Raw genomic sequence first — 15600 nt, forward strand, 5'->3', positions numbered from 1 at the left:
GGCCGCGGCAGGGCCCGCGGGTGCGGGCGCGGCGGCCCGGCGGCTGCTCGGCCGGTGGCGGGCCCGGCCTGCGGAGGTGCTCGCCGAGCCCGCCGCCAGCACCCGGCGGATCGCCTGACCCCGGATCGGACCGGAGGTGTCGGCCCTCAGCTCCCGGAGCCGGCGGCCGACACGTCCGGCAGCAGCGCGATCTGCCGCAACACCCCGTCCTCACCGCCCAGTTCGGGGAAGTAGCTGATCGCGCGCAGGCAGCGGTCGTGCAGCTCCGGCTTGATCCGCCACCCTTCGTACCCGCCGTGGCCGAACGCGTGGAACTCGAAGGGCGGGCCCGCGTACTCCGGCTCCTGGCGGCCGTTGATCCGCCGGGTGCGGCCGGTCGGGGTGCGGGTGAGCAGTTCGGCGATCGGGTAGAGGATGCCCTGCATCGAGGAGACGAAGGTGCGCTCCAGGTGGTAGCGGTGGCTGACGAACTCCTTGGGGGTGGTGTCGGTGACCGGGGTGGCGTAGAGCTCGTCCAGCAGGTGCAGGGTGCAGGTGAAGGCCGCGTTGAAGAGGGTCGTCAACGCGTGCAGCGCCGGGTGCTCGCGCTGGTCCACCGCGTCGAGGTGCGGGTCGGTGACGAGCACGCCGACGGCCAGCGTGGTGTCGATGTTGATGCTGTCCTCGCGGGTGCCGTCCACCGCGCCGATGCCCTCGATGCCCTCGGACATCCGCCGGAACTTCTCGTAGTGGGTGTACTCCTCCAGGCCCGGCACCGGCTTGACCGGGTTCTTCGGCACCGTGCCCTTCTTCGGGTCGGCGCCCTCGCCCTGGTCGATGATGGTGTCCAGCGCGTTCAGCGCGCTCGGCAGGTCGGTGACCAGCAGGGTGCTGCCGCCGCCGTTCTGGTTCCAGTAACCCCGGTGGTACTGGCGGTCCTTGTTGCAGTTCGCCCAGTCGATCTCGCCGTCCAGGTAGACGAAGCCGTCCCGGATCCGCCGGTAGAACTCGCCCAGCGTGCGGTACTCGCGGACCGGCGGCTCCTCCTCGTAGTACTCCGACCGCGGCTCGGGCAGCTCCAGCGGCATGAACTTCTCCCGCACCAGCTTCTTGGAGAGCCGCTCCAGGTGGAGCTCCAGCCGCGGCGTGTGGTGCGGCAGCGGGCCGGGGAAGCTCGGGATGAAGTTCGGCGAGGCGAAGACCGTGTCCTCGCCGATCGCCAGCAGCAGGTTGCGCACCAGGCAGAGGTGCAGCATCTCCTCGATGGCGATCCCGAGCAGGGTGCGGAACGCCCCGACGCCCGGGGACCACTGCGAGTAGCCCTTGGTGCGGATCGAGTAGGCCGCGTACAGGTAGGGCGGGATGGTGCACATCTCCACCTTGGCGGCCACCTTGAGGTGTGCGGCGAGCTGCGGCAGGGTGGTGATCTCCGGCACGCACGCGAAGTCGGCGGGCATCTCGAACAGCGGCGTCAGCTCCCCCGCGGCGGCCGGGGCGGCCTGGCTCTCGGGGGCGCTGGTCTTGGTCTTCACGGGCGGGGATCCTCTCCGGTCATGGCGACATGACGGTTCGTCAGCTGTGGGGGTGCGGGCGGCGGCCCAGGTAGCCGGCGGCGGCCCACTCGCGCAGCAGCGCGCCGCGGCGCTCGGGTGCCAGGTCGCCCAACGCGGCGGTGAGCGGTGCACCGGCGACCAGCGCGTGCAGGGCGGCGTAGGCGTCGGCGGCCAGCTCCCGGACGGTGACCCGGTAGTCGCGGCGGCTGACGGCCAGCCAGGTCGGGTGTGGGGCCGGCGGTTCGGCGGTCGCGCCGCGGCGGACGGCCGCCAGGTAGCGGTGCACCGGGGAGCGCACGGCGAGCAGGCGCAGGCTGGGCTCCAGCCGGCCGCGGGCGGGCACCGACCGCTGCTCGCCGCCCGGGCCTTGCTCGCTCGGCCCTTGCTCGCTCGGCTGCTGCTCACTCGACCCTTGCTCGCTCGGCTGCTGCTCGCTGCCCGGGCCGTCCAGCACCTCGGTGTGCAGCCGCTCCAGCCGGGCCAGGTCGATCACCAGGTCGATCCAGGACTCCCGTTCGGCGGGCGGCAGTTCGCCGTCCGGCCGGTTCCGCTCCAGGTGGTCGGCGAACCCAGCGCCGAGCCGGCTGAGCAGGTAGTCGCGCGGCGGACAGGCCGCCAGGTAGTCGGCCGCGAAGCCGTCGAACAGCTCGGGGCCGAGCAGGCTCAGCAAGCCGGGGTGGAGGCTGCGCATGCTCTCCAGCAGCCGGGCCCGGTAGCCGTACCGGTAGACGCCCAGCCGCCGGGTGGCGTCCAGGCGCGGCGACGGGAGCAGCAGCCCGGCGGTCTCCGGCGGCGGCTCGGCGGCCAACAGCGCGGACTGCAGCCGGCGTTGCAGCGCGGCGAGTTCGGGGGCGGTGCCGGGGCCCGGGGGTGGTTCGGGGTCCTCAGGCATCGGCCCCGACCAGCGGTGCGTCCGGCGCCGAGCGCTGCGGCGGGCCCGCGCCAGGCGCGCCGGCCGCGGCCGGGCGGGCCTGCAGCGCGGCGGCCGCGTGGCTGCGGGCCCGGTCGGCCTCGGCAAGCAGCTCGGGGAAGCTCGGCAGGTGGTCGTCCCACTCGATCAGGGTGGAGACCCCGCCGGTGCGCCGGACCGCGTGCGCGTACAGGTCCCAGACCTCCGGGCGGACCGGCGCGTCGTGGGTGTCGACCAGGTGGGTGCCGTAGTCGGTGTGGCCGGCCAGGTGCATCTGCACCACCCGGTCCATCGGCAGCGCGTCCAGGTAGGCGAGCGGATCGAAGTCGTGGTTGACGGCCGAGACGTAGACGTTGTTGACGTCCAGCAGCAGCGCGCAGTCCGCCGCCTCGGCCAGCCGCGCCAGGAACTCCCACTCGGGCATGGTGGAGGCCGCGAAGGTGGCGTAGCTGCTGGGGTTCTCCAGCACCAGCTGCCGCTCCAGCCGGTCCTGCACCAGTCGCACCCGGCGCACCACGTGGGCCAGGCTCTCCTCGGTGTACGGCAGCGGCAGCAGCTCGTGGGTGTTCACCCCCGCCACGCCGGTCCAGCACAGGTGGTCCGAGACCCAGACCGCCCCGACCCGGGTGGCCAGCTCGGCGAGGGCGTCCAGGTAGCCGCGGTCCAGCGGGTCGGTGCCGCCGATGGAGAGGCAGACCCCGTGCAGCAGCACCGGGTAGCGCTCGGCCACCTCGTCCAGCGCACGGCGCCGCTCGCCGTGGCAGTGCAGGTAGTTCTCGGTGATGATCTCGAAGAAGTCGACCTCGGGCCAGTTGTCCCGGACGTACGGCAGGTGCGGCCCGCGCAGGCCGACGCCGTAGCCGAGCCGCCGCGGGTCGCGGGGTGCGGGGGTCACCGGGGCCTCAGCCGGCCGGGCGCTCGTACACCGGGACCACGTCGTCCGGGTAGCCCTGCCCCGGCGAGGGGCCGAAGGCCAGGCCCGCGTCGTACATCCGGGCCTCGAAGAGCTTGCGGGCGGTCATCCAGACGCTCTTGCCCTTGTAGGGCCCGGCCGCGAACACCCGGCTCTCGTTGATCGGGCTGGCGCAACTCCCGTTCCAGCGGCAGGCCTGCTCGCCCGGGTGCGCCTGCTCGAAGTCGGACCCGTGGTAGCCGCAGCCGCCCCGGCCGCGGCAGGCGCCCTCGCCGTGGCAGACGTGCTGCACGGTGGCGCACCGGCCCATCCCCGCCATCGGGGCCTTGCCTTCCACGTCCTGGTTGCGGCAGGAGTTCAGGCCCATGCACACGTGCAGGTCGAGCGGCTGGAGGTCCTCCGGCGGCCGCTGCGCGCCGGGCTGCGGGCGTTCGCTGTCGCCGGACTCGTGGGCCAGCGACCGGCTCTGCACGACCAGGTCGACCACGGCCTGCATCGCCTCGTCGGGCCGGTCGCCGACGTGTCCGTTGGGGTGGCCGTTCGGATGGCCGGCCGCGCTGGGCCGGATCTTCCCCGGTCCGGCCGCCGGGGCCTGGCCGTCGGACCGGGCGGCCGCCTTCCCGGCCCCGTCGCCGGACGCCTTCCCTGCCGACTTCCCTGCCGACTTTCCGGACGACTTCCCTGCTGACTTCCCTGCCATGCGGCCTCCTTGACGGGTCCTCGACCAGCCGGACGGTTTGCCTGCGACCCATCATGGGAGACGTCCGCCCGGCGCTCCGGGGTGACACGCCCGGTGCCGGCGCGTCGGGGCGGCGCCGCGCACCGGACGTCGGCGGGCGGCGCCGCAGCGGCCGCCGGCGCCGGTGTTCGGCAATGTTCGCTGGTGTTCGCCGGTGTTACTGTCCGGCCATGACCAGAACCGAGAACGCGGTCGACCCGACCGCCGTGGACGCCGACAAGACGGCGATAGACCACCTGACCGCCGAGTTCTTCGGCGCCTTCGACAACCGCGGCGGCAAGCCCGCCGACCTGGCCAGACTGCGCCGCCTGATCATTCCGGGTGGCGTGATCGTGGTGACCGGCCCGCGGTACACGGCGTACTCCGTCGAGGAGTTCATCGAACCCCGGGAGCAGCTGCTGAGCGACGGCCGACTCGTCGAGTTCTCCGAGTGGGAGACGACGGAGCGGACCGAGATCGCGGGGAACATCGCCTCGCGCTTCGGCACCTACGAGAAGTCCGGGCTGCTGGACGGCGAGCCGTACCGGGGCGGGGGCAGCAAGACGTTCCAGTTGGTACGCACCCCGGAGGGCTGGCGGATCGCGGCCTTCTCCTGGTACGACGAGGCCTGACCGGACCGGTGATCGACCCCTGAGCGCGTCGGGATCAGCAGGTTCCCCCTGTCCCGGCCGTCAGGCGCGGTCGGCGCAACTCTCAGCGCAACACTCAGCGCACTGAAGCTCCCCGGGGGCGTGCGCGCCACGCTCACCACGGTTGCTCGGGCCCCGCATCGGGCTCGAGGCAGCACCAGACCCGCTTGCCGCGCCCCTCCCGCGGCCCCCAGCCCCAGTCCTTGGCCAGCCGGTCGAGCAGCAGCAGGCCCCGCCCGCCCTCGCAGCCGGCGCCACACCGCATCCGGGGCACCAGCTCGGAAGGGTCCTCCACCCAGATCAACAGTTCGCCGGGGCTGCCCTCCAGACCCAACTTGATCAGCTGACCACGCGCGGTGGCGTGCACCAGGGCGTTGGTGACCAGCTCGCTGACCAGCAACTCGGCACTGCCCAGGAAGCGTTCGCCCTCCGGGAAGCGGACCAGGAAGTCACGCACCAGCCGGCGCGCGAGCCCGGGCGAGCGGCGGCTGGGCGGGAGCCAGAGGTGGGTGGCGAGCAACGGCTGGTCGGCGAATGCTCCGGGCATGGTGAGGCCCCCTTGCGGCGTGACTGTGGCAGGCCGTCATCACGTGTCGTAGTGATCAGCTCTACGTTCCGTAGCATGCTCCCGAATCACCCCACGGTGCAAGTCCCTACTCTGGCCGCCAAACAAGATTGTTCCGGGACGCGGAAGACGGGCAGACTTACCGCCACACCCGAGGGGAGGCCCAGCGTGCCGGTGAACCGGAACCCGACCGTCCGTCAGCGGCGGCTCGCCCGGATGCTGAAGGAGCTGCGCACCGCGAAGCGCCTGACCATCGCCCAGGCGGCCGGACAACTCGCCTGCGCCGAAAGCAAGATCAGCAGGATCGAGGCCGCCCAGTCGGGCATCCGGCTGGTCGACCTGCGCCTGCTCCTCGACCTGTACGAGGTCCCGGACCCGGCCACCCGCGCCGACCTGGAGGCGCTCTCCCGCGAGGGGCGGCTGCGCGGCTGGTGGGACCGCTACTCGGACACGCTCTCGCCGCTGTACGCGGACTACATCGCGCTGGAGGCCGACGCCTCGGACGCCTACAGCATCGAGACGCTGCTGGTGCCGGGGCTCCTGCAGACCGAGGACTACACCCGGGCCGTCGTCCGCGCCCAGATAGCGGATGCGACCCCCGAGCAGGTCGAGACCCTGACCAAGGTCCGCCAGGAGCGCCGCTCCGTGCTGACCCGGGAGCGGCCGCTGCGGATGTGGGCCGTCCTCTCCGAGTCCGTGCTGAAGCACCAGATCGGCGGGCCCGCCGTGATGCGCAGTCAGCTGCAGTTCCTGGCCGCCGCGTCGAACGACCCCCACGTCAACATCCAGATCCTGCCGGAGGCCTCGGACGTGCACGCGGCCCTGTTCGGGCCGGTCGTCGTCCTCGGCTTCCCCGGGACCACCGAGACCGACGTCGCGTACGTCGACAGCCTGCTCAGCACGCTGTACATCGAGGAGCCGACCGAGGTCTTCCGGTACACCGAACTCTTCCGACGGGCCCTCGCAGAATCGCTTCCCCGCAGTGAATCCATCGCAGTGATCGAGCACCTCGCCGAAGGAAAGATCTAGCCCATGGCCAACCACGCCCCGCAGCCCGCCGCCCCTGCCCGCCTCGCGTGGCGCACGTCCTCGTACTCCGGTGCCCAGAGCAACTGCGTGCAGACCGCCCCCGCCGACCGGGCCGCGATGGCCGTCCGTGACTCCAAGGACCCGGCCGGCCCGGCCCTCGTCTTCGCGGCACCGGCCTGGCGGACCTTCGTCAGATCCGTGCGCGACGACAGCCTGGCCTCCCCCGCCGCCGCGACCCGTCCGAGCCGGTGACGGGGGTGGACCGACCGACCGGCAGAGAGCGGCGGAGGTGACCCGTGGGTGAGAACAAGCGGCGGATGCTCGCCGGTGACTGGTACCTCCCGGACGATCCCGAGTTGGCGCTGGAGTCGCAGCGGCGGGCCGAGCTGTGCGCCCGGTTCAACGCGCCCGGGGTGGGCGATCCGGGCGAACGGTTGGCGGTGCTCGGGCAGTTGCTCGGGTCGGTCGGCGAAGGGGTGCGGATCAGGCCGCCGTTCCACTGCGACTTCGGCTACCACATCAGCATCGGGCCGCGGACCTTCGTGAACTTCGGCGCGGTCTTCCTCGACGCGGCGCCCGTCACGATCGGCGCCGACGTGCAGATCGGCCCGAACGTCCAGTTGCTGACGCCCACGCACGAGCTCGATCCGCAGCGGCGCCGGCAGGGCTGGGAGAAGGCGGTGCCGGTGACGATCGGCGACAACGTGTGGCTGGGCGGCGGGGTGATCGTCTGTCCGGGTGTCACCATCGGCGCGGACAGCGTGGTCGGCGCCGGGTCGGTCGTCACCAGGGACCTGCCGCCCGGGGTGCTGGCCGTCGGCAACCCGGCCCGGGTGGTGCGGTCGCTCGGGCGCAGCACCGACTGAGCCGGGGCTCACGGCGCCGCGCTGCGCTCGGTGACCGCGATGGCCGCCTCCAGGGTCCGGCGGGCCTGCGCCAGCTCGTCAGCGCGCCGGTCCAGCTCGACGAGCTGGGCGCGGAGCCGGGCCAGCACCCCCGGGCAGGGGCGCAGCGAGCCGTCCGGCTGCCCGCAGGGCAGCACCTGCCGGATCACACCGGTCGAGAGCCCGGCCGCCAGCAGGGCCCGGATCTGGCGCACCGTCTGCTCGGCGCCGTCGTCGTACTCGCGGTAGCCGTTGGCGCGGCGGGTGACGGCGAGCAGGCCGACCTGCTCGTAGTAGCGCAGCAGGCGCTCGCTGGTGCCGGTCCGCTCGGCCAGCTGTCCGATCAACATGCCGCTCTCTGCTCCTCGCCTTGACCTTGTCACGGTGTCAACCTTGAACATAGGGGTCCGCAGCCGCATTCCGCAGCCGCGATTCCGCCGGCCACCGGCCCGCCGACCAGGAGAGACCCCGTGATCATCGACGCGCACAGCCATGTCCACGACCCGGTGCGGAGCCACCTCGCGCTGCTGGACGAGGCGGGGGCCGACCGTGCCGTGCTCTTCGGCACCCGGCCGCACCCCGAGCGGGCCACCGACCTGGCCTCGTTCCGGCGCGAGATGAGCATCCTGAGCGAGACCCTGAGCGGCCGGTCCGAGACGTCGGCCGGATCGACGTCCGGTGCTTCAGCCGGTGCGTCAGCCGATGCGGCGTCCGGTGCGGCGTCCGACGTGGTGGACCCGCACGAGGCGGCGCAGCGGGAGCTCGCCGCGGTCTGCGCGGCCCACCCGGACCGGTTCATCGGCTTCGGCAAGGTCCGGTTGGACCGGTCGGCCGAGCAGATCGCCGCCGAGGTGGAGCGGGACGTGGTCGGCCGGGGCTTCCGCGGCATCGGCGAGCTGACCGCGCCGGCGGACGGCGCCGGGGTGCTCGAACCGGTGCTGTGGGCGGCCGCCGACCACGGCGGGCTGCCGGTGGTGGTGCACGGGTTCGCCCCGACCACGGCGGGCGACCTGGGCACCCTGGCAAAGCTGGCGCGCCGCCACCCGAGCGTGCCGCTGGTGATCAGTCAGCTCGGCGGGCTGAACTGGCTGACGGCCATCGAGCTGGCCCGGGAGACCCCGAACCTGTACCTGGAGCTGTCCACGGCGAGCGTCATCTTCGCCGTCCGGCTGGCCATCGCCGAGGTGCCGGACCGCACCCTCTTCGGGTCCGACGCCCCCTACGGCGACCCGGTGCTGACCCGCGCCACCATCGAACGCGTCACCCAGCCCGGCGAGCTGCGCGACCGCGTCCTCGGCGGCACCTTCGCGGAGCTGCTCGGCCTGTAGCGGCAGGATTCTCGGTCACGGAGGGTGGTGTGACGACGCGACCCGGCGAACGCGGCGAGCTCCTGGTCGGCGATCGTTCCTCTCACCCTGCCCTACCGTCTACCCGGCGTGAGTCCGTTCTCGAAGGCGATGATCGCCAGCTGGACGCGGTCCCGGGCCTCGAGCTTGGCGAACAGGCGCGCGACATGCGTCTTCGCCGTCGTCGCGCTGATCACCAACCGCTCGGCTATCTCAGCGTTCGACAGTCCCTGTCCGACCAGTGCCAGGACCTCGCGCTCCCGGTCGGTGATCCCCGCAAGAAGACTCGAGCCCGCGGCGGGCTCGGTGTCCGGTTCGGGGGCCTCGGGGGTGGCGGAGGTTCCGGCGAAGTCGGCGATCAGCCGTCGGGTGACGCTCGGCGCGATCAAGGCGTCGCCGGCCGCCACCACGCGGATCGCGTCCAGGATCGCGTCCAGGGCCATGCTCTTGAGCAGGAATCCGCTGGCGCCGGCGCGCAGCGCGCCGTAGACGTACTCGTCGTCGTCGAAGGTCGTCAGCACCAACACCTTGGGCGGGTCCGGCTCGGCGGTCGCCTGCCGGGTCGCCTCGATCCCGTCCATGTCCGGCATCCGGATGTCCATCACCACGACGTCCGGCCGCAGCTCACGCACCAGGCGCACCGCCTCGCGGCCGTCGCCGGCCTCGCCGACCACCTCCAGATCGTCGGTGCCGCCGATCAGGATCCCGAGCCCGACCAGCATCAGCGGCTGGTCGTCGACCAGCAGTACCCGCACGCTCATGCCGGGAGCCTCGCCGTCACCCGGAATCCGCCCTCCGGACGCCGGCCCGCGCTGAACTGGCCGGAGAGCAACGTCACCCGCTCGCGCATGCCGAGCAGGCCGAAGCCGCTCCCGCCGGGCGCCGTCGAGGGCTTCGGACGGCCGGGCCCGCCGGGACCGTCGTCCCCGTCGTCCACCACCTCGATCGTCACTCCGGTCGGCTCGTAACCCACCGCGACCCGGCACGTCCGTGCACCGGAATGCCGCACCACGTTCGTCACCGACTCCTGGACGATCCGGAACGCCGACAGCTCGATCTCCGGCGGCAGCAGACGCCGCTCGCCCTGCCAGGCCACGTGGACCCGCACCCCGGCGCCGGCCGTGCGTTCGGCGAGCCGCGGGATATCGGCCAGGCTGCCGGCCGGCGCCAGCGGAGCGGCCCCCGGCATGGCGTCGTCCGGCTCGGCGCGGCGCAGCGCCCCGAGCATGCGCTGCAGCTCGAGCAGCGTCTCCCGGCTGGTGGTCTCGATGCCGGTCAGCGCCTGCCGCGTCTGCTCGGGCTTGGTGTCCACGACCCGCGCCGCCGCTCCCGACAACACCGTGATGATCCCGATGCTGTGCGCGACGCTGTCGTGCAGTTCGCGGGCGATCCGCAGCCGCTCGGCCATGACGGCGCGGGCCGCCCGCTGCTCATGCAAGGCGCCGAGGTATTCACGGCGTTTGCGGTACACACCCCCGAAGACCCACGCGACCGCGAACCACAACGCGAACTGCCCGGCCCACTGGGCCGCGTCGCCGAGGGTCTCCCCGGGGTAGACGTGGATGTTCTCGACGAACGCGGCCGCGACGGCCGCGACGGAGCCGACGGCCGCAGCCTTCGGCCGCCGGACGGCGAGGTGCCCGCCCAGGACGACGAGCAGGACGAACACGATCCAGGGCCGCACGCCGAAGAGGTCACCGAGGACCGATTCGCCCAGGATCGCCGCGAAGACCGCCGCCGGCAGACGGCGCATCAGCAGAACCGGAAGGGCGAGCACGACGCACAGACCCATCATCTGGATCTGGAAGGGCCCGAGGCCGGGAAACCGGAACAGGCCTTCGTGGTGCGGAACCTGAGCGATCGACCAGCAGAGCATCACCGCGTAGAAGCAGGCGGTGGCCAGCACCACGGCCCGGTCCGTCAGCCAGGTCATGCGCTCCGATGTCGAGAGACGCTGGAGAAGCTCTTCCATACGGAGATCGTATTCAGCGGCGTCGGCTCCGTGCGCGTCGCCCCGGGGATGTACGCGCCCGTACACCCCCGGGCCGACAGCCTGGGGAACGGTGTCACCCGCCGGCCGACGCGACGGAGGAGCTGCGGAACCTAGCGTCGATCCCATGAAACGCAATCGCCGTATCAGTGCAGTCGCCGTGCTGGCGCTCGCCGCCCTCGTCACCGGAACCGGCGCCGGGTTCGCCGCCACGACCACACCGTCGGCCACAACGGTGGCCACGCAAGCGTTGGACACCGCACCGGCCACGGCCACGGCCACCGCGTCCACGCGGTCCTTCCAAGGCACGCTCCCCGCGCCGACCGGCCCCTACGCCGCCGGCGAGGAGGTCATCCACCTCACCGACGCGAGCCGTCCCGACCCGTGGGTGCCGTCGTCCGGCCCCCGCCAACTGACCGTCACGATGGTCTACCCGGCCGTCCCCGGGACCGGGACTCCGGCCCCTTACATGACCCTCGCCGAGGCAGCCGGCGTCCTCCAGCGCCAGAAGGTGCCGGCGAGCTCCGGCGTCACCCCGCAGAGCCTTTCCGGCGTCACCACGCACGCCTTCGACGGGGCGCGGCCGCAGCGCGGCAAGTATCCGCTGGTGGTCCTCTCACCCGCGTACGAGGACCCGCGCATGGTGCTCACCTCGCTCGCGACCGACCTGGCCAGTCACGGCTACGTCGTCGCACTCGTCGGCCACACCTACGAGGACAGCGGCGAGACGCTGGCGAACGGCCAGACGCCGCCGTGCGCGATCTGCGACGACCCGGCGCTCGACTTCGACTCCGTCGCCGCCAGCCGCGCGCTGGACGTGTCCTTCGTAATCGACCAGTTGACGCATGGCAAGACCGCGTGGCGCCTGGCACACCTCATCGACAAGCACGAGATCGGCATGGCCGGACACTCCCTCGGCGGAGCGGCCACCGCCGCCACGATGATCGCCGACCCGCGCGTACGGGCCGGAGTGAACATGGACGGATCCTTCCACCCGGACCCGCTGCCCGGCCAGATCGACCGGCCGTTCCTCATGCTGGGTGCGCCCCCCTCCGACCACTTGGCCGGCGGCGAGTGGGAGCAGACCTGGGCCGCCCTCGGCGGCTACAAGAAGTGGCTGACGCTCGCCGGCGCCGACCACTTCAGCTTCAGCGACCTGGACCTGCTTCATGAGGAGGCAGGGTTCCCGACGCCGCCCCTCTCCCCGGAACGCGGGGTGGTGATCACCCGCGAGTACGTGACGGCGTTCTTCGACCAGACGCTGAAGGGGATCCACAGTCCGCTGCTGGACGGCCCCTCGTCGGACAATCCGGAAGTACTCTTCCAGCACTAGGGAAACGCCGCGTTGGGTGGGGTGAGGGGGCGGACGCGCAGGCGATCGCCCCCCGCTGGCGTATGCGGGAGGCGACCCCCGCTGACCTGCGCGGCGACCGGGGGCGGTTCAGGGCTCATCGGACCAGGTGAACCCGAGTTCCGCCGCCCGCTCGCGGTTGCCGCCGACCAGCCGCGCGTAGCCGGTGGGATCGGCTTCGGCCAGCCGGTGCAGGGCGGCCGTGGCACGCTCCGCGGGTGGGCGGTGGTCGTCCGGCAGTTCCCAGCAGAACTGCAGGGCCTTGCCCAGGACGTCCAGCCGGTCGGTGGCCGGGCCGGGCTGGTACCAGAAGTACAGCGTGGTGGTCTCGGGGTTCAGGAACCCGCTCCCCACCCAGCCCAGGCGCGCGTCCCACCGGGTCAGCAGCTCCGGTTGCTCGGCCAGCCCGGCCCGGATCAGGTGGGCGGTGGTCCGGGCCGGCCAGCTCCAGGACCGGTCGTCAGTCGCCCGGGCGAGTTCGGCGTCGTACGCGGCGGCGTCGAAGCGGAGGGTGCGCAGGGCCGCCGGTGCCGCGGCCGACGCGCCCGACGAGAAGCGCCAGTCCTCCCACACCACCTCGTCGCCCTCCCGCCGGATGGTGACGTGGAGCGCCCCGCAGCACCCCTCGGTGCAGTAGGCCTCGGCGAGTTGGACCTCGCGCGGTTCCGGCGCCGCTCGGAGCCGCCCGCTGTCCAGCAGGTACTCCGGGCTGTTCACGGGCCCGGTGGGGAAGAGCTCCAGGACCAGCGGACGCCCGTCGATCAGGATCCGGGCCTGCACCGGCTCGTGGTCCACCGGCTCCCCCACCACCACCTCGATCCGGAACCGGCCTGGCTCGGCGGGGAGCTCGAAGGGCCGCCGCCCGCTGCGGCGGATCCAGTCGGCCCAGCGGCGCAGCTCCGGCCCATCGCTGCTGGGGCAGACTCCATCCTCGTCGACCGCCTCGACCACCGCGGTCCAGCGAGGCTCGGCCAGCAGGGCACCGAGCGAGCGGAGCAGCGCCTCCCGCGCACCGGGCCGCCACCCGATCAGCACGCCGGCACCGCTGCTCAGCTCGAAGGCGAGCGCGAGCAGGGTGGCGTGGTGCTCGAGGGTCGCGGGCAGCAGGTGCGCCCGGGTGACGACGCGGAAGAAGATGCGGCCCGCCTCGCGGTAGTTGGTGAGGTCGGTCCGGTAGTCGCGGCTGCTGCCCATCCGCACCAGCAACCGGGCGGCCCGGGCGAGGAGTTCGGGGTCGTCGGGGTGGCGGTCCAGCAGGTCGGGCAGTCGGGCGGCCTCGGCGATCCGGCGGGCGGTCAGGCTGCCCAGGAAGCGGCTGGTGGCCGGGAAGGCGAGCAGTTCGGCCCGGACGGCGTTCGGCTCCCGACTGCGCAGGGCGCGGACCAGCGGGCGCAGCTCCGGCTCGCCGGTGCGGACGACGAGCCAGGTCGCCGCGGCGGCCGACCGGTCGATCCGCTCCAGGGCAGCCACCGCGAGGTCGGCGAACTGCTCGAACACGCCGAGCAGTTGGAGTGGCAGCGCGTCCTCGGTGGTGCCGACCCGTCCGAGCAGGGCCAGGCCCACGCTCACGGCGGGCACGGTGGTACCGGCGGTGACCAGCGCGCGGGCCAGTGAGCGGGCCGCGTGCTGCGCTTCGTCGGGCAGCGGCAGCGCTTCGACGGCGGCGCGGATCGCCCGGCGGTGCCGTCTGCGCAGGCCGAGGCGGTCCAGTTGGCGGTACAGCGTGGCGGCGTCGGGCGGGAGCGGGGTCAGCGCGGCCAGCACGGCAGCCTCGGCCGCGGCTCGGTCGAGCGGCGGGCTGCCATCGTCGGGAGCGGTGACGCCCGGGTCAGCGGTGCTGGGTGCCTCGGGCAGGCGGTACAGGCTGGTGGGCGGCAGCCGATCGGGCCACTCGCGCAGCAGGCGCCTTGCCCGGTCGTACAGGGCGGGTGAGCCGGACGGGGCAGGTGAGTCGTACAGGGCGGGTGAGCTGGTGAGCGCCGCACGCTCCTCCGGGGCGCTCACCGGGCGGGGTGGGACTCGATTCCGTAGGTCATGGGCGCAGCCTGCCGGATCGGGCGCCGGATTGTCGAGCCATTATCCCGGGCCGGACCACCGAGGGCCCGCCCGAGCCGTGTCCGGACCGGCTCGTTCCCCCTCGACCTTTCCTGCCGCGCCTGGCATAGTCGGCCCTCCCGCCCACCTCCACCCCTTGCCTGACCAACCGTCAGAAGGAGTACCCGGTGCCTGAATCGTCCCCCTACGAGGAGTCGTCCGAGCACGGTCTGCTCGACGTCGGCGACGGCCAGCGGATCTACTGGGAGGTCAGCGGCAACCCCGAGGGGAAGCCGGCGCTGTGCGTGCACGGCGGCCCGGGCGGCGGCGGGCACCGGTTCCGGAAGGCGTTCGACCGCGCGGTGTACCGGGTCGTGGTGTTCGACCAACGGGGCTGCGGCGAGAGCCTGCCGCACGCCGCCGACCCGGCCGTCAGCCTGGCGTACAACACCACCGACCACCTGATCGCCGACATGGAACAGCTGCGCGAGCACCTGGGCATCGAACGCTGGCTGCTCTACGGCGTCTCCTGGGGGACGACGTTGAGCCTCGCCTACGCCGAACGCCACCCCGAGCGGGTCTCCGAACTGGTCCTGGTCAGCAGCACCTTGGCCACCCACGACGACCTCGACTGGCTCTACCACGGGGTCGGCCGCCTGCTCCCCGGCCCGTGGGAGGCGTTCCGCGACGGGGCACCGGCGGCGGAGCGCGACGGCGACCTGGTGGCGGCGTACGACCGGCTGCTGAACAGCCCGGACGAGGCGGTACGGGTCAAGGCGGCGCAGGACTGGTGCACCTGGGAGGACGCGGTGATCGCCCACGAGGTGCTGGGCAGCCCGGGCGCCTACGGCAACCGGCCCGACGCCTCGTTGATGGCCTTCACCCGCATCTGCGCCCACTACTTCGCCCACCGGGCCTGGCTCGACGACGGACAACTGCTCCGCGACGCCCACCGGCTGGCCGGCATCCCGGGGGCGCTGATCCACGGCCGGCTCGACCTGGGGCTCCCGCTGCGGGGCATCTGGGACCTCGCCAAGGCCTGGCCGGACGCCGAACTGACGGTGGTCGACGACGCGGGCCACACCAGCAGCCCCGAAATGACCCGGACGATCCTGGAGGCGATCAGCCGCTTCGGCAGGAACGGCGGCTGAGCGGGGCGAGCGCGGCCCCCGGTGGTGTGGCAGCATCGGGCCCCGGACGACACGGGGAGGACGGTGGCGATGGAGCCGTGGCGCGGGTTGACCAACGGCGTGCTGTACGTCACGCAGTTCGGCGAGCTCGACCGGGCGGGGGCGGACCGGATCGCCGGCATGATCGTCGGTGGCGGCCCGCTGGGTGACGAGGACGTCGCGGTCCAGTACGAGCGCCTCAGGGCCGCGCTGGCCGGCCCGGACCCGATCACCGGGGCGATCCCGCAGCCGCACGACGAGGCCGCGGTCCGGGAGTTCCTGGCGCTGCTGCTGGCCGGGCTGGACGGCCTGCGTCCGTGGCCGCAGCGGTCGCTCCGGCGACGGATCGGCCGGGCCTTCCGGCGCGGCCGGGCGGACTGACGGGCCGACAGCCGGTCTTTTCCGGAGGCCGTCGCCCTCCCATTGCGTCCCCGTGCCCCGATCCGCGATCATGGCGCGCGGTGGACGGCCGCGGGCACACCCAGGACCTCGGCGCACCGAGCACGACC

17 protein-coding genes are annotated in these 15600 nt (G+C 73.1%); 8 read left to right on the forward strand and 9 right to left on the reverse strand.

Going from position 1 to position 15600, the window contains the following annotated elements; all coding sequences use genetic code 11:
• Positions 1 to 146: 146 nt before the first annotated feature.
• Genes ACQRUO_RS21055 through ACQRUO_RS21070 form a run of 4 tightly spaced genes read right to left on the reverse strand, consistent with a single transcriptional unit; the run spans position 147 to position 4055 of the window.
• A complete protein-coding gene (locus ACQRUO_RS21055) occupies positions 147 to 1511 on the reverse strand; it encodes a ferritin-like domain-containing protein (protein WP_428317546.1) in 1365 nt (454 codons plus the stop codon).
• A 40-nt stretch (positions 1512 to 1551) separates the two neighbouring features.
• Positions 1552 to 2424: a putative DNA-binding domain-containing protein gene (locus tag ACQRUO_RS21060; protein ID WP_428317547.1), complete on the reverse strand. Its 873-nt coding sequence runs from the start codon at positions 2422 to 2424 to the stop codon at positions 1552 to 1554.
• On the reverse strand, positions 2417 to 3337 hold the full coding sequence (locus tag ACQRUO_RS21065; protein WP_428317548.1) for a DUF692 domain-containing protein: 921 nt from the start codon (positions 3335 to 3337) through the stop codon (positions 2417 to 2419). The genes ACQRUO_RS21060 and ACQRUO_RS21065 overlap by 8 nt, the downstream gene beginning before the upstream one ends.
• 7 nt (positions 3338 to 3344) lie before the next feature.
• Complete coding sequence (locus ACQRUO_RS21070) at positions 3345 to 4055, reverse strand: hypothetical protein (protein WP_428317549.1); 711 nt, start codon at positions 4053 to 4055, stop codon at positions 3345 to 3347.
• Positions 4056 to 4264: 209 nt separating this feature from the next.
• On the opposite strand from ACQRUO_RS21070, the gene ACQRUO_RS21075 reads away from it, so the two are divergent.
• The gene (locus tag ACQRUO_RS21075) at positions 4265 to 4705 is read left to right on the forward strand and encodes a DUF4440 domain-containing protein (RefSeq protein WP_428317550.1); all 441 of its coding nucleotides are present in this window, start codon (positions 4265 to 4267) and stop codon (positions 4703 to 4705) included.
• A gap of 133 nt (positions 4706 to 4838) precedes the next feature.
• Here the strand turns inward: ACQRUO_RS21075 and ACQRUO_RS21080 are convergent, their stop codons facing one another.
• The gene (locus ACQRUO_RS21080) at positions 4839 to 5270 is read right to left on the reverse strand and encodes an ATP-binding protein (RefSeq protein ID WP_428317551.1); all 432 of its coding nucleotides are present in this window, start codon (positions 5268 to 5270) and stop codon (positions 4839 to 4841) included.
• Positions 5271 to 5456: 186 nt separating this feature from the next.
• On the opposite strand from ACQRUO_RS21080, the gene ACQRUO_RS21085 reads away from it, so the two are divergent.
• The 3 genes from ACQRUO_RS21085 to ACQRUO_RS21095 are packed head-to-tail and all read left to right on the forward strand — an operon-like array spanning position 5457 to position 7183.
• The gene (locus ACQRUO_RS21085; RefSeq protein WP_428317552.1) at positions 5457 to 6317 is read left to right on the forward strand and encodes a helix-turn-helix domain-containing protein; all 861 of its coding nucleotides are present in this window, start codon (positions 5457 to 5459) and stop codon (positions 6315 to 6317) included.
• Positions 6318 to 6320: 3 nt separating this feature from the next.
• Complete coding sequence (locus ACQRUO_RS21090) at positions 6321 to 6569, forward strand: DUF397 domain-containing protein (RefSeq protein ID WP_428317553.1); 249 nt, start codon at positions 6321 to 6323, stop codon at positions 6567 to 6569.
• A gap of 44 nt (positions 6570 to 6613) precedes the next feature.
• Entirely contained in the window at positions 6614 to 7183 is a 570-nt protein-coding gene (locus ACQRUO_RS21095; protein ID WP_428317554.1) for a sugar O-acetyltransferase, read from the forward strand.
• A gap of 8 nt (positions 7184 to 7191) precedes the next feature.
• Here ACQRUO_RS21095 and ACQRUO_RS21100 read toward each other — a convergent pair whose 3' ends face one another.
• Positions 7192 to 7551: a MerR family transcriptional regulator gene (locus ACQRUO_RS21100; RefSeq protein ID WP_428317555.1), complete on the reverse strand. Its 360-nt coding sequence runs from the start codon at positions 7549 to 7551 to the stop codon at positions 7192 to 7194.
• 120 nt (positions 7552 to 7671) lie between these two features.
• Here ACQRUO_RS21100 and ACQRUO_RS21105 point away from each other — a divergent pair, with 120 nt between their 5' ends.
• On the forward strand, positions 7672 to 8529 hold the full coding sequence (locus ACQRUO_RS21105; RefSeq protein ID WP_428317556.1) for an amidohydrolase family protein: 858 nt from the start codon (positions 7672 to 7674) through the stop codon (positions 8527 to 8529).
• 92 nt (positions 8530 to 8621) lie between these two features.
• On the opposite strand, the gene ACQRUO_RS21110 is transcribed toward ACQRUO_RS21105, so the two are convergent.
• Positions 8622 to 9308, reverse strand: coding sequence for a response regulator (locus ACQRUO_RS21110; RefSeq protein WP_428317557.1), 687 nt, complete (start codon positions 9306 to 9308; stop codon positions 8622 to 8624).
• Positions 9305 to 10519: a sensor histidine kinase gene (locus ACQRUO_RS21115; protein ID WP_428317558.1), complete on the reverse strand. Its 1215-nt coding sequence runs from the start codon at positions 10517 to 10519 to the stop codon at positions 9305 to 9307. Before ACQRUO_RS21115 ends, ACQRUO_RS21110 begins: the two co-directional genes overlap by 4 nt.
• A gap of 145 nt (positions 10520 to 10664) precedes the next feature.
• On the opposite strand from ACQRUO_RS21115, the gene ACQRUO_RS21120 reads away from it, so the two are divergent.
• Positions 10665 to 11870 carry an alpha/beta hydrolase family protein gene (locus ACQRUO_RS21120; RefSeq protein WP_428317559.1) on the forward strand — a complete coding sequence of 402 codons (1206 nt, stop codon included), beginning with the start codon at positions 10665 to 10667 and terminating at the stop codon, positions 11868 to 11870.
• A gap of 108 nt (positions 11871 to 11978) precedes the next feature.
• Here ACQRUO_RS21120 and ACQRUO_RS21125 read toward each other — a convergent pair whose 3' ends face one another.
• Entirely contained in the window at positions 11979 to 13892 is a 1914-nt protein-coding gene (locus ACQRUO_RS21125; RefSeq protein ID WP_428317560.1) for a hypothetical protein, read from the reverse strand.
• A 218-nt stretch (positions 13893 to 14110) separates the two neighbouring features.
• Here ACQRUO_RS21125 and pip point away from each other — a divergent pair, with 218 nt between their 5' ends.
• Positions 14111 to 15073: a prolyl aminopeptidase gene (pip, locus tag ACQRUO_RS21130; RefSeq protein ID WP_428317561.1), complete on the forward strand. Its 963-nt coding sequence runs from the start codon at positions 14111 to 14113 to the stop codon at positions 15071 to 15073.
• Positions 15074 to 15142: 69 nt separating this feature from the next.
• Entirely contained in the window at positions 15143 to 15472 is a 330-nt protein-coding gene (locus tag ACQRUO_RS21135) for a hypothetical protein (RefSeq protein WP_428317562.1), read from the forward strand.
• The last annotated feature ends 128 nt before the right edge of the window (positions 15473 to 15600 follow it).

Origin of the sequence: Kitasatospora sp. LaBMicrA B282, assembly GCF_050325825.1 — a bacterium.
Taxonomy (GTDB): Bacteria; Actinomycetota; Actinomycetes; order Streptomycetales; family Streptomycetaceae; genus Kitasatospora.

Excerpts from the sequence above, each read along its gene's own strand:
- ACQRUO_RS21070 (WP_428317549.1), bottom strand. The coding sequence starts at position 4,055 with ATGGCAGGGAAGTCAGCAGGGAAGTCGTCCGGAAAGTCGGCAGGGAAG.
- ACQRUO_RS21100 (WP_428317555.1), bottom strand. The coding sequence starts at position 7,551 with ATGTTGATCGGACAGCTGGCCGAGCGGACCGGCACCAGCGAGCGCCTG.
- ACQRUO_RS21060 (WP_428317547.1), bottom strand. The coding sequence starts at position 2,424 with ATGCCTGAGGACCCCGAACCACCCCCGGGCCCCGGCACCGCCCCCGAA.
- ACQRUO_RS21110 (WP_428317557.1), bottom strand. The coding sequence starts at position 9,308 with ATGAGCGTGCGGGTACTGCTGGTCGACGACCAGCCGCTGATGCTGGTC.
- ACQRUO_RS21080 (WP_428317551.1), bottom strand. The coding sequence starts at position 5,270 with ATGCCCGGAGCATTCGCCGACCAGCCGTTGCTCGCCACCCACCTCTGG.
- ACQRUO_RS21115 (WP_428317558.1), bottom strand. The coding sequence starts at position 10,519 with ATGGAAGAGCTTCTCCAGCGTCTCTCGACATCGGAGCGCATGACCTGG.
- ACQRUO_RS21135 (WP_428317562.1), top strand. The coding sequence starts at position 15,143 with ATGGAGCCGTGGCGCGGGTTGACCAACGGCGTGCTGTACGTCACGCAG.
- ACQRUO_RS21120 (WP_428317559.1), top strand. The coding sequence starts at position 10,665 with ATGAAACGCAATCGCCGTATCAGTGCAGTCGCCGTGCTGGCGCTCGCC.
- ACQRUO_RS21090 (WP_428317553.1), top strand. The coding sequence starts at position 6,321 with ATGGCCAACCACGCCCCGCAGCCCGCCGCCCCTGCCCGCCTCGCGTGG.
- ACQRUO_RS21075 (WP_428317550.1), top strand. The coding sequence starts at position 4,265 with ATGACCAGAACCGAGAACGCGGTCGACCCGACCGCCGTGGACGCCGAC.